General features: G+C 66.6%; 8 protein-coding genes. 7 read left to right on the forward strand and 1 reads right to left on the reverse strand.

The window, feature by feature from the left end; all coding sequences use genetic code 11:
* Nucleotides 1–201 precede the first annotated feature (201 nt).
* From RTK35_RS22150 to RTK35_RS22180, 7 genes are all read left to right on the forward strand, one after another.
* Nucleotides 202–2,913 (forward strand): LuxR C-terminal-related transcriptional regulator, encoded by a 2,712-nt coding sequence (locus RTK35_RS22150; protein WP_316908999.1) that lies wholly within the window; start codon nucleotides 202–204, stop codon nucleotides 2,911–2,913.
* The gene (locus RTK35_RS22155) at nucleotides 2,910–5,609 is read left to right on the forward strand and encodes a helix-turn-helix transcriptional regulator (RefSeq protein ID WP_368735364.1); all 2,700 of its coding nucleotides are present in this window, start codon (nucleotides 2,910–2,912) and stop codon (nucleotides 5,607–5,609) included. The genes RTK35_RS22150 and RTK35_RS22155 overlap by 4 nt, the downstream gene beginning before the upstream one ends.
* Nucleotides 5,610–5,851: 242 nt before the next feature.
* A complete protein-coding gene (locus RTK35_RS22160; RefSeq protein ID WP_044401583.1) occupies nucleotides 5,852–6,292 on the forward strand; it encodes a DUF6160 family protein in 441 nt (146 codons plus the stop codon).
* Nucleotides 6,293–6,380: 88 nt separating this feature from the next.
* The gene (locus RTK35_RS22165; RefSeq protein ID WP_044401586.1) at nucleotides 6,381–7,142 is read left to right on the forward strand and encodes a C39 family peptidase; all 762 of its coding nucleotides are present in this window, start codon (nucleotides 6,381–6,383) and stop codon (nucleotides 7,140–7,142) included.
* A 78-nt stretch (nucleotides 7,143–7,220) separates the two neighbouring features.
* A complete protein-coding gene (locus tag RTK35_RS22170) occupies nucleotides 7,221–8,228 on the forward strand; it encodes a flagellar protein FilC (protein WP_044401589.1) in 1,008 nt (335 codons plus the stop codon).
* Between the two features lie 16 nt (nucleotides 8,229–8,244).
* Complete coding sequence (locus tag RTK35_RS22175; RefSeq protein ID WP_316909000.1) at nucleotides 8,245–9,837, forward strand: outer membrane protein transport protein; 1,593 nt, start codon at nucleotides 8,245–8,247, stop codon at nucleotides 9,835–9,837.
* Nucleotides 9,837–10,988, forward strand: coding sequence for a MalM family protein (locus RTK35_RS22180; RefSeq protein WP_316909001.1), 1,152 nt, complete (start codon nucleotides 9,837–9,839; stop codon nucleotides 10,986–10,988). The genes RTK35_RS22175 and RTK35_RS22180 overlap by 1 nt, the downstream gene beginning before the upstream one ends.
* Before the next feature lie 81 nt (nucleotides 10,989–11,069).
* On the opposite strand, the gene RTK35_RS22185 is transcribed toward RTK35_RS22180, so the two are convergent.
* The gene (locus RTK35_RS22185; RefSeq protein ID WP_044401597.1) at nucleotides 11,070–12,056 is read right to left on the reverse strand and encodes an alpha-L-glutamate ligase-like protein; all 987 of its coding nucleotides are present in this window, start codon (nucleotides 12,054–12,056) and stop codon (nucleotides 11,070–11,072) included.
* Nucleotides 12,057–12,059 lie beyond the last annotated feature (3 nt).

Genomic DNA, 12,059 nt, shown 5'->3' on the forward strand with positions numbered 1-12,059 from the left:
ATTTTGCCTTGTAGCCGTCCCGGACACGGCATGCTTGCCAGGGTGAAACGGACATTTTCAAGACCGCCTCAGGTACGGCTGTAGAGTCGATGCTAGAGCGATTTCCCAAGTTTACGCAGGAAATGCATTCTGATAATTATGGACAGGTCCCGCGGGGGGAACTCCCCGTCCCACAATGATAAAGACACAGGGATACAGGCCGTGGATGCAGTTCTCGACCCCGCAGCCGGCAGCTTCTTGCGCTCGCAAACGATGACGCCCCAGGCGTCTGCCGGCCATTTGCCACGACCGCAGATCCAGGCGGCCATGGCGGCATACCCTCAAGCTCGACTGCTGCTGTTCTCGGCTCCGGCCGGTTTCGGCAAGAGCACCGCCCTGGCTTCGCTTGCCGAACAACGTCGGCAGGCCGGCAGCCTCGTGGCCTGGCTCTCGCTGGGCAGCGAGGACGACGATCCCGCGCGTTTCTTCCTGAAGCTCAGCCATGCGCTGGACGAGGCCGTGCCCGGCCTGGCCGATCCTGCCCGCGCCTTCCTGCAGAACACCATGCAAGTGCCCGTCGCAGCGGTGCTGGAGAGCCTGCTGGTGGGGCTTTCCGCCCTCGACCAGCCGCTGCTGCTGGTGCTGGACGACCTGCACCTGGTCACCGATGCCGAAATCTTCAATGCCCTGAGCCGATTGGTGAAGCTGGCGCCACCGGGTTTCAGCCTGGCTGTCGGCAGCCGCTCCCTGCCGCCGATGAACCTGGCCACCCTGCGGGCCAAGGGCTGGCTGCTGGAGGTGGGGCTGGACGAATTGCGCCTGACCGAGGACGAAACCCGCGCCTACCTGGAGCGCAGTGGCATCGTGTTGGACGACGCCACCCTGGCCGCACTGCACCAGCGCACCGAGGGCTGGATGATCGGCGTGCACCTGGCCAGCCTCTGGCTGCGCCACCAGCCCCAGGCCGCCGAGCAGGTGCAGACCTTGGGTGCCGACCAGGCCGCCGTGGGTGACTACCTGCTCACCTCCGTGTTCGAGCAACTGTCCGCCGACCTGCAGGAAGCCCTGTTGGCCCTGGGCATCGCCAGCCAGCTCAGCGGCGACCTGGCCAATGCCCTCACCGGGCGCAGCGATGGCCAGGCCCTGCTGGAGCGGCTGGAGACCATGCAGCTGTTCCTCCTGCCCCTGGACCGCGAGCGCCAGTGGTATCGCTTCCACCACCTGTTCGCTGACTTCCTCCGGGGCCGGCTGCGCGCCCGCGACCCGGACCGCTTCCAGCAGCTGCACTTCAACGCCAGCCTGTGGTTCACCAACCACCACATGCAGAACCTCGCCATCGAGCACGCCTGCCTGGCCGAGGACCCCGAGATGCTCGCGGCCCTGGTGGATGGTTGCGGCCTGGAGCTGATCAACCGCGGCCAGCTCAACCAGATCTACCGCTGGCGCCAGCAGGTGCCGGACGACATCGCCGCGCGCTACCCCACCCTGGTGCTGGCCGACGTGTGGAACCGCGCCACCGAACTGGCGCTGCCCGAAGCCAACCAGATGCTCGACGACCTGCTCGCCCGCTGGGGCGGGGAGGGCGGCCAGGCTCCCCTCAGCGACAAATACTTGGCAGCCCTGGCGGTCAAGGCTGCCATCGCCTTGCAGAAGGACGATCTCGACCTGTGCGTGACCCTGGCGCGCAAGGTCGAAGGCCATCTGGGCCAGAACGAGGCCTTCCTCGAAGTGGCCATGCTGGTCATTGGCGCCCTGGCGCTGTCGATCCTCGCCCAGCCCGACCAGGCCCGCCGTTTGCTGGCCCTGGCGCAGCAACGCAACCACTTCCTCGAAGGGCGCTACCTCGACATGCAACTGGGCAACGTCGAGGTGCTGCTCGCCCTGGAGCAGGGCCAGGTCAAGCAGGCACAGCTGCTCCACGAGCAGATGCGCGCGCGCCTGGTGCCGCTGTTCGACGAACGCTCCCGCGCCCTGGCCCTGCCCGCCATCATCGAAGCGCTGATCGCCTACCACCAGGGCCGCCTGGACGGCCTGGAGGAGCGCCTGCGCTGGGCCCTCGGGCATGTCGACGTGATCAAGCCGATCGACATCTACGCCCAGGGCATGCTGTTCCTCGCCCGTGTCCAGCGCATGCAGGACCGCTCCAAGGAGGCCCAGGCCACCCTGGTGCTGATGCAGAACCTGGCTGCCCGCAACCAGTCCTGGCGCTTCTATGCCCAGGCGGTGGCCGACGAGGTGACGCTGATCCTGCAGGAGCCGGCCACCGACCGCATCAAGCGCGCCGAGCAGCGCCTCAAGACCGTGGACTGGGACAAGCTCGCCGCCGACTACGTCCGCCGCGGCTTCAATCCGGTGCTCTGGACCCAGGGCCTGCTGCGGGTGCGCCTGCAGCAGGCGCGGGGGCACTACAGTGAGGCACTGCACGAGATCAACCAGCTGCGCGCCCAGCTACTGCCCGGCTGGCACGGCCTGCAGCGCTTGCGGCTCGACCTGCTGGCAGCGCTGAGCTACCAGCGCCTCGGCTACCAGGAGCGCGCCCACAGCCTGCTGGTGCAATGCCTGCTGAGTGCCGAGCGCGAAGGCATCCGCAGCCTGTTCGTCGAAGAGGGCGACGCCATCCGCTTGCTGCTGCAACAGCTGGAGGCGGCCGAGCGCCAGCCCTCCCTGCAGGGCTTCATCCGCGAATTGCTGGCCATCTGGCCGGGGCAGGACGTACGCAAGGCCCAGGACGTGCTGGAGGAGGGGCTGACCGAGCGTGAGCGCGAGGTCGTGCTGCTGGCCGCCGAAGGGCTTTCCAACGAGGAGATCGGCCAGCAGCTCTCGCTGGCCCTGGGGACCGTCAAATGGCACCTGCACAACATCTACGAGAAGCTCAAGGTGCGCAATCGCACCCAGGCCATCCGTCGGGCCCGGGAACTGGGGCTGCTGCAGTGAGCAGCGTCAGCCAGCCGTTCCACCTGCTGCGCACCAAGCTCTACCCGCCGGAAGTCGGCGGGCAGCCGCGCCTGCCGCGCCAGGCGCTGATCGACCGCCTGTGGGAGGCGCGTGAGCGCCGCGTGCTGGTGCTCAGCGCGCCGGCCGGCTTCGGCAAGAGCACTGTGCTCAGCCTGTTCCGCGAGGCCCTGCAGCGCGAGGGCGCGCGGGTTGCCTGGCTCTCCTGCGACGAGTCGGACAGCGAGCCGCAGCGCCTGCTGCAGTACCTGGTGGCTGCCGTCGAGGCGGTGATCCCCGGTTTCGGCGCCAACACCGCCGGCCTGCTCTGCGGTGAGGTGAACTGGCCGGTGGAGGCCATCATCGACGCCTTCGTCAGCGACCTGCAGCGCCTGGAGGGCGAGCTGTACCTGATGCTCGACGACTTCCACCGCATCCGCCACGCCAGCCTGGAGCAGGGCGCCCGCCACCTGGTGGAGCGCCTGCCCCGCAACGTGCACCTGATCAGCAGCACCCGCTTCACCCCGCGCAGCCTGTTCGTCGAGAACGAAGCCTTCATGCTCCAGGCCGAGGACCTGCGCCTGTCCCTGGAGGAGACCGAAGCCTACTTCCGCGACGTGCGCCCGCTGGAACTCAGCCGCAGCGAGCTCAAGCAACTGCACGCACGCACCGAGGGCTGGATCACCGCCCTGCACCTGGCCAGCCTGGCGCTGGCGCGGCATCCCGATCGCGCGGCCTTCCTCGCCAGCCTCAGCGGCACCGAGCGCAACATCGCCGACTACCTGGCCGAGGACGTGGTCAACAGCCTGCCGGTGACCTTGCAGCAGTTCCTCGACCAGACCTCGGTGCTGGACGAATTCTGTGCCGACCTGTGCAACGCCCTGACCGGCCGGCGTGACGGCCTGGACATGCTGATGCGCCTGCAGCGCGAGCAGCTCTTCGTCATCGCCCTGGACGAGCAGGGCGAGTGGTTCCGCTACCACCACCTGTTCGCCGAGTTCCTCCAGGGGCGCCTGGCGCGACACGGCGACAGCGCGACCCTGCTGCATGCCGCCGCCCGCTGGTGCGAGGGGCACGACCTGCCTGATCGCGCCATCAAGTACGCCCTGCGCGGGCGCGACTTCGGCTTCGCTGCCGAGTTGCTGGAGCGCCAGGGCGCGCGGCTGATCGCCGGCAACCGGGTCTACGGCATCCTCTCCATGCTCAAGGACGTACCGGCGGAGGTGATCCGCGAGCACCCGGTGTTCCAGATCTTCTACGCCTGGCAGCTGGCCTTCGAGCAGAAGTTCGCCGAGTCCGAGGCGCTGATCGAGGAAGTCAGCACGCGCCTGCTGCAAGGGCGCGGCAAGGTCATCCACTTCGGGCTCGGCGAGCTGCTGGCCGCGTCCCAGGTGCTCAAGGCCCTGGTGCTGCTCTACCAGGACAAGCTGGAAGCCTGCCTCAAGGTGGCCCGCCAGTGGCTGGCCATGGTGCCGGACAACCAGCCGGTGTTCCGCGCCAGCCTCGCCTGCGTACAGGCTGCGGCCTATGCGTTGCTGGGGGAGTTCGGTGATGCCGCCGGCTCCATTGCCGCAGCGCGGGAGTGCCTGCGCCTGGTGGACAGCGAATACCTGCACGTCATGACCAGCCTGATCGAGTCGCTGATCTGCAAGGAGAGTGGCGAACTGGAGCGTGGGCGCTCCATCGCCGAAGTCGCCCGGGGTCGTGTCGAGCGCGTGTTCGGCCGCCGCAGCCGGGTCGGCGGGCCACTGGTGCTGGCCTACGCCGACCTGCTCTACGAACAGGACCGCCACGCCGCCGTGCTGGCCGAACTGCCCCTGGCCACCACCTGGCGCGACGTGGCTACGCCGGTGGAGCTGATCAGCCGTGGTCAGTTGGTGATGGCGCGGGCGCGGTTCTTCGCCGGTGAGTCGGAGCTGGCTCTCAATCAACTGGACGACTGGCTCGCTGGGCTTCAGGGCCCTGGCTACGAGCGGGTCTTTGCCCACGGCATGAGCTGCAAGGTGCAGTTCCTGCTCTGGTTGCGCCGGCCCAACGAGGCCGAGCGGGTCTGCCTGCAGCTGGAACGCCACCTGGCGCCGTTGTCCCAGGCCCGTTATGCCGACGCCCATACGGTGTTGGCGCTCTCCCAGGCACGGCTCGCCCTCAGTGAGCGCCGGCCGGAGAAGGCCCAGTCCGTGCTGGAGGCCTGCCTGGCGCGGCAGGGCGCGGAACACCAGCGTGACCGCCGCCTGCGCCTGTCGCTGTTACTTTCCGTGGCGTACTGGCGCAAGGGTAACAGCGACAAGGCATTCGCCCTGTTCCAGCCCGTGCTGGAAGAGGCCTGGAACCGGGGCTACCGGCGCCTGTTCCAGGACGACGCGCTCTGGTTGCTGCCGTTGTGGGAGGCCTGGCGTGCTGCCGAGCCCAAGCGGGCCGGGGTCTGGCAGGGGTTGGCCGACAACCTGCGCGAGCAGTGCCGCCGCCTCAACGTCGATCCGGAGACCTTCGACGACAACCAGGACATCAGCCACCGGGAGCGGGAGATCCTCCGCTTCGTGGCGGCCGGCTTGTCGAACCGTGACATCGCCCAGGCGGTTCACCTCTCCGAAGCCACCATCAAGTGGCATTTGCACAACCTGTTCGCCAAGTTGGGCGTGCGCAGCCGCACCCAGGCGGTACTCAAGGGCAAGAGCCTGGGCCTGCTCAGCGAGGCCTGATGAGATCAATGCGGTAGCGACTCGCCATCCTCCATCCCTTGGATGGGCTGGCAGCCGGGCAGGCGCTCGGTAACGTGGAATCAGGTCGGGGCACCCTGTGTGCTCCGAGTCCAAAGCGGGAGCGCATAGGGAAGCAGCGCCTGCTACGGAGATCGGCCAGGCCGATCCAACTGTCGCCGATGAGGAGGTAGGCGGCAGGCCCCCGGGGCAACCCACCTGTGAGAATCTTGGAGATAAAAACAATGAAAAGCTTCAAACAACTGGCTCTCGCCGCTGCTGTGCTCGCTGCTCCGTTCATGGCCCAGGCTGATTTGAAAGCCATGGATGACTCCGCCCTCTCGGGCGTCACCGGTCAGGATGGCATCAGCATCTCCGGTAACTTCAACGGCACCATCGGCAGCGTCGTCTACACCGACAAGGAAGGCTCCGCTTCCGGCAGCCTGCGCCTGGACACCATCGCCTTCACCGGCTTCAACATCTCCGACAGCGCCCCGATCCTGGTCGACGTGATCGACGGCGGTGCCGGCGGCAACGACAAGCTGCAGATCACCCTGCCGACCATCACCGGTCAGCTCAGCGTCGGCGCCATCCGCATGGGTGATGCCACTGCTGCCAGCATCGGCTCCCTGGCCGTCAACGACATGAACCTGGCCGGCACCACCATCAAGGTCTGGGGTCACTGATCCGCGCGTTCGACCTGTAGTCCCGGAAGGTCCCGCCGAGCCCCGTCGGCGGGACCTTCCTCATCGCAAGTCCTGATTCGGAACGGCAATGATCGAGATACTGGTTGGCAGCCTGCTGGGCCTGTTCGGCTTCACCCAGGCCGTGGACACCAAGCCGCAGCCCCAGGGTTCCGTGAACCTGACGCAATCGCTCGCGCCCAACGGTCCTTACCGGGAGACCGTGAACATCGAGCCGATGAGTCAGTTGCAGTTCCGCAATGTGATCCGCCAGGCCTACGACTACAGCTGTGGTTCGGCCGCATTGACCAGCCTGCTGGACTACTACCTGGGGCGTAACCTGCAGGAGCGCCAGGTGATGGAGGGGCTGCTGCGCTATGGCGAGGCGGACAAGATCGTCGAGCGAAGGGGGTTCTCCCTGCTGGACATGAAGCGCTTCGTCACCGCCCTGGGCTACAAGAGCGGCGGTTTCCGCGCCGAATTCGAGGACCTCGACAAGCTGGAGCACCCGGCGCTGGTCCCGATCCACTACGGCGGTTTCAAGCATTTCGTGGTGGTGCGCGACGTCTACAACGATCACGTGTTCATCGCTGACCCTGCCCTGGGGAACATCAGCTTCACCCGCACCCGATTCGAAGAAGTGTGGGACCAGAACGTGCTGTTCGTGATCTACCCGACCGGTGCGGAACCGCGTAACGCGATGGCCCTGACCGAGCGCGACCTGCGCCTGGTGGATGACAGGACCATCAGCCTCCTGGCGTTCCAGCAGTTTCCGCAGATCACCAAGTTCACCGAAAACCAGTTGGACGAGTTGGGCTCGGGAGGCGATATCCGTTACTACCGACGCAAGTGAGCGTGCCGTCGGCAGGCCGTCCCGGCCAGTAAAAAGAAGAACCCGCATAAGTTAGAAAAATAACCAGGGGACCGTGCCATGGGAGTGAGGGGTTATGCATGGCTGGCCATGCTGGCGCTGGGCGCCTGCGGGCCGCTGTGGGCCGAGGAGAGCTCGGTGGACGATGCGCGTGAGGCGCTGAGCAAGAAGGACGGTGACGCCGACAGCGCCAAGGCGCTGGAGCAGGTGTTCCAGGCATCGGAGAAGAGCTACACGCTGCTGAAGAAGGGCGAGCGCACGCTCACCTACGGCTTCGACTACTCGCTGACCCGGGATGTGCAGATCGAGCAGGTGCGCACCGGAAACAACGTGTACAGCGTGATCCCGCGCAGCGAGGCCCAGCACACCTTCACCAACTCCTTCACCTTCGACTACGGCGTCTGGGACAACCTCACCTTCAGCGTGCGGTTGCCTTTCATCGCCAAGTACGACACCGAGCGTGACGTGAACGTCTACAGCCTGGGCGATGTGTCCGCCAGCCTGCGCTGGCAGCCCTGGTCGGCCACCCGTGGCAAGCCGGTCACCACGCTGTTCGCCACCCTTGGCCTGCCCACCGGCGAGAGCCCCTACGACATCAACCGCGAGTCGGACCTCTCCACCGGCAACGGCTACTACAGCCTGGGCGTGGGGGCCAACACCTCCTATGTGATCGACCCGGTCGTGCTGTTCGGCTCGGTCGGCTACACCTACAACATGCCGGTGCACAACATCCATCAGAACGTCGGCGGGCGAGAACTGGTGGACGTGGACCCAGGCGGCACTCTGTCCATGAGCATGGGTTTCGCCTACGCGCTGTCCTATGACGTCTCCCTGGCCACCTCCTACCAGATGGCCTACAACACGAGCCCCACCTACACCTTCTCCGACGGCAACAAGGCCGAAGGCAGCGAGCAGACCAGCGCGGTCATGAACTTCTCGCTCGGCCTGCGGACCTCGCCGGACTACATCGTCAACATCAACGCCGGCTTCGGCATGACCGAGGACTCCCCGGACGTGATGCTCGGGTTCTCCGTTCCCCTGGACATCAAAGGCCTGAAGGCCCAGTAACCGGCGAGGCGACGACATGACGATGCGTATTTCGCCGCTGGCCTTGGCGCTGGCGGGGGTGGGGCTCGGTTGGGCGGGGGGCGTGCAGGCGCAGTTGGCCAACGACCTGACCATCGGCAACCCCAAGGCTATGGCCATGGCCAATGCCGTGACGGCCGACTCCACCGGGATCGATGCGGTGCACTACAACCCGGCGGCCCTGGTCAAGCTCAAGGGCCGGCAGACCACGGTGAAGGTGATCGCCGGGGTGATGGACATCCGCGCCAAGTTCGATGCGCCCGCCGACTATGGCTTCTTCGGCTACAAGAACGACAGCGTGGCCGGCGCCAGCAGCCGCACCCTAACACCGGCCATGTACCTGCCCGGCATGGGCGGCATGACCGACATGCCGCTGCTGGCAGCCCCGCTGGCGGGGCTGTCGATCAACCCGCCGGGCTCCAAGTTCACCTTCGCCACCAACGTCTACGCGCCCATGGCGCTGGGCTACTCGCGGGACTCGGACAGCGACCCGGCGCGCTTCCAGGGGCGCCAGGTGGCGATCCAGCGCATTACCTACTTCTCGCCATCGGTGGGCTACCAGGTGAACGACGAGCTGGCCCTGGGGCTGTCGGTGGGGTTCTCCCACCAGGCCATGGCGCTCAACGAGGATTTCCGCGCACCGGGGATGCTCACCGGCCTCGCGGCCATGGCCCACGACGTGCTGTGCAAACCGGGCCTGGGTGACATGATCGGCCCCATCTTCAACGTCTGCGGCGGGCGCATCGGCCCCTTCGACTCGCTCGCCAACCTGGACCTGGACATGCAGGAGTCGCTGTCGCCCACCTGGAACATCGGCGTGCTCTGGGAGCCCACCGACTGGTTCGCCTGGGGCGCCACCTACCAGAGCGAGGCCCGCATGCACCTGCAGGGCAAATACCGGGTGGACTACTCCAAGGAATGGCAAGGGTTCTGGAGCGGCTTCCAGTCGGCGGTGTTCGGCCAGATCCTCAGCCCGTTGTTCCCGTATGGGCGTACAGACGAGGAGACCGGCAACGCGACGCTGACCATGACCTACCCGGACAATTTCTCCACCGGGATCAAGATCAAGCCGTTCGAGCGCTGGCAGTTCAACTTCGACCTGAAGTGGTCCGGCTACAGCGACTGGAACGACTTCGAGATCGAGTTCGACCGCGAACTGGACATGCTGCGCATCGCCAAGACCTTTGGGGGCGGCAAGGCCACGGCCACCAGCATCACCCTGGACCGCGGCTACCGCGACACCTGGAGCTGGGCGGTGGGCGCGCAGTACGACGTGACCGACCGCCTGGCCTTGCGCGCCGGCTACGAGTTCCGCCCCTCGGCCATTCCGGACGACAAGGCCGACGTGCTGGCCCCCATCGGCGATGCCCACCTCTACGGGCTCGGCCTGGGCTACCGCTGGGACAAGGACACCACCATCGACCTGGGGATGAACTACTTCGTCACCACCCAGCGGACCCCCGCTGGCGAGAGCTGCAACATGAACTGCGTTGGCCTGGACAAGATGGTCTACAACCCCTACGCCGGGATGAACGTGGAGACCTCGGTCAAGGCGCTGATCATGGCATTCACCTACACGACGACCTTCTGATGAAGACGCTCATCTCCGTCCTGCTCGCCTTCTCCATCCTGCCGACGGCCCAGGCCAGCGGCGGGCGCTACCTGACCTGGATCGACGACAGCGGCCGTGTGCACAACAGCTTCGTCGACGACCGCTACAGCCAGCAGCAACAGGAAGCGGCCCGGCGCGTCAGCCGCAGCGACCTGGAGCGGCTGAAGGAGCAGGGCGCGGCCGGTTGGGGCGCGGCGGGTGGCGAGCAGAAGCGTCGCTACTTCACCTGGGTGGATGCCAGCGGCAACCTGCAGAACAGCTTCTACGCCGCCGGCCAGGTGCCGGCGGGCCAGCGTGACTACCTGCTGCCCAGCGGGCACCGCGCGGGCGAGTACATCGATGCCGATGTGCTGGAAGGGCGCGGCTACTCCCGCCCGGAGAACGGCACCGGTTACTACACCTGGGTGGACGACCAGGGGCGCACCCACAACTCGCCGGTGCCGCCGAAGGACGGCACCAGGGCGGTGGCCAGCGTCGGCCAGCCCGTGGCCTACACCGAAAGCCGCGAGGTGGTGTTCGAGCGCAAGGCGCCGATCCTTCCGGCCCTGGACGGGCAACCCAACGAAGCCATGAAGGCCCTGCTGGAAGGCAGCGAGGAGCGCAGCCGCGTGCTCTACCAGGAGCTGGTGGACCAGTGTTGCGGCCAGTTGTCCGATTCGGCCTTCACCGAGCTGTCCACCGAGGAACCGCGCTACGAGGAGCTGAACCGCTTCTCGCCGAGCTTCACCTTCCCCATGGGGCGCAGCTACTACGCCGCCGTGCGCCTGCCGCGCTCGGGGCGGGAGTACGGCTTGCGCATCCGCAGCTTCGCCAATCGCCAGGTGGTCTACCCGTCGATCCTCTTCCTCGACGAGGCCAAGCGGCCGACCCGACTGGTGAGCGACGCGGTGTACCAGCTCCACGGCGAGACCTGGTACCGCTACGCCTACATCGAAGGCACCGTGCAGGTCCGCGCCAACCAGGGCGAGCGCTATGCCCTGTTGCTCACCACCGACGAAGACCGCGCGGTGAAGACCCTGGACAACAAGCCCTACAAGCGCCCGCTGCAGGACCTCTCCCTGAACGAGACCGGCATGCAGGTGCATGAGCATTCGGATGAGGGGGCGTTCGAGCTGGCCATCGTGCGTTAGTGCTGGCCGCTCGGTGGCCGAGTGCGGCCCCCATGAAAAAGCCCGGCATCGAGCCGGGCTTTTTCATGGGGGCGGGGCGGGTCAGACTTCCGTCGGCCGTACGTTGCCGAACAGCGCCTGGGAGAAGCGCACGCGCTCTTCCGGGGACTCCTGGATGCCCTTGGCCTTCAGCTCTTCGAGGCGGGCCTCGACGGCATGGGCGCGGTGGGTCAGGCCGCAGTCGTTGGCGATCTGGATGTTCAGGCCCGGGCGGGCGTTGAGTTCCAGGATCAGCGGGCCCTTGTCCACGTCCAGCACCATGTCCACGCCGATGTAGCCCAGGCCGCACAGCTCGTAGCAACCGGCCGCCAGCTTCATGAAGCCGTCCCAGTTGGGCAGCTGCACGCCGTCCACCGCGTTGGTGGTGTCCGGGTGCTTGGCGATCTTGTTGTTCAGCCAGGTGCCGCGCAGGGTGATGCCGGTGGCGAGGTCGACGCCCACGCCGATGGCGCCCTGGTGCAGGTTGGCCTTGCCGCTGGACTGGCGGGTGGGCAGGCGCAGCATGGCCATCACCGGGTAGCCCATCAGCACGATGATGCGGATGTCCGGTACGCCTTCGTAGCTGATGCTCTTGAAGATCGGGTCCGGGGTCACGCGGTACTCGATCAGCGCGCGGTCGCGGTGCCCGCCGAGGGAGTAGAGGCCGGTGAGGATCGAGGAGATCTGATGCTCGATCTCCTCGTGGCTGATGATCTTCCCGGAGACGGTCTTGTAGCGGCCTTCGAAGCGGTCGGCGATCACCAGGATGCCGTCGCCACCGGCGCCCTGCGCCGGCTTGATCACGAAGTCGTTGCGCTCGCCGATGATCTCGTCGAGCTTGTCGATCTCCTTCTCGGTGGAAATGATCCCGTACATCTCGGGTACGTGGATCCCCGCCTCGATGGCGCGCTGCTTGGTGATGATCTTGTCGTCGACGATCGGGTACAGGTGCCGTTTGTTGTACTTCAGCACGTAGTCCGCGTTGCGTCGGTTGATGCCCATGATCCCTTTGGCTTCAAGGGCTTTCCACGTCTTGATCAGGCCGAACATGGG

It is taken from the genome of Pseudomonas sp. zfem003, assembly GCF_032621675.1.
GTDB lineage: Bacteria > Pseudomonadota > Gammaproteobacteria > Pseudomonadales > Pseudomonadaceae > Metapseudomonas > Metapseudomonas otitidis.

What these genes read in the sequence shown, in the direction of transcription:
- RTK35_RS22170 (WP_044401589.1), top strand. Translation starts at nt 7,221, where the DNA reads ATGGGAGTGAGGGGTTATGCATGGCTGGCCATGCTGGCGCTGGGCGCC.
- RTK35_RS22185 (WP_044401597.1), bottom strand. Translation starts at nt 12,056, where the DNA reads ATGTTCGGCCTGATCAAGACGTGGAAAGCCCTTGAAGCCAAAGGGATC.
- RTK35_RS22175 (WP_316909000.1), top strand. Translation starts at nt 8,245, where the DNA reads ATGACGATGCGTATTTCGCCGCTGGCCTTGGCGCTGGCGGGGGTGGGG.
- RTK35_RS22160 (WP_044401583.1), top strand. Translation starts at nt 5,852, where the DNA reads ATGAAAAGCTTCAAACAACTGGCTCTCGCCGCTGCTGTGCTCGCTGCT.
- RTK35_RS22180 (WP_316909001.1), top strand. Translation starts at nt 9,837, where the DNA reads ATGAAGACGCTCATCTCCGTCCTGCTCGCCTTCTCCATCCTGCCGACG.
- RTK35_RS22165 (WP_044401586.1), top strand. Translation starts at nt 6,381, where the DNA reads ATGATCGAGATACTGGTTGGCAGCCTGCTGGGCCTGTTCGGCTTCACC.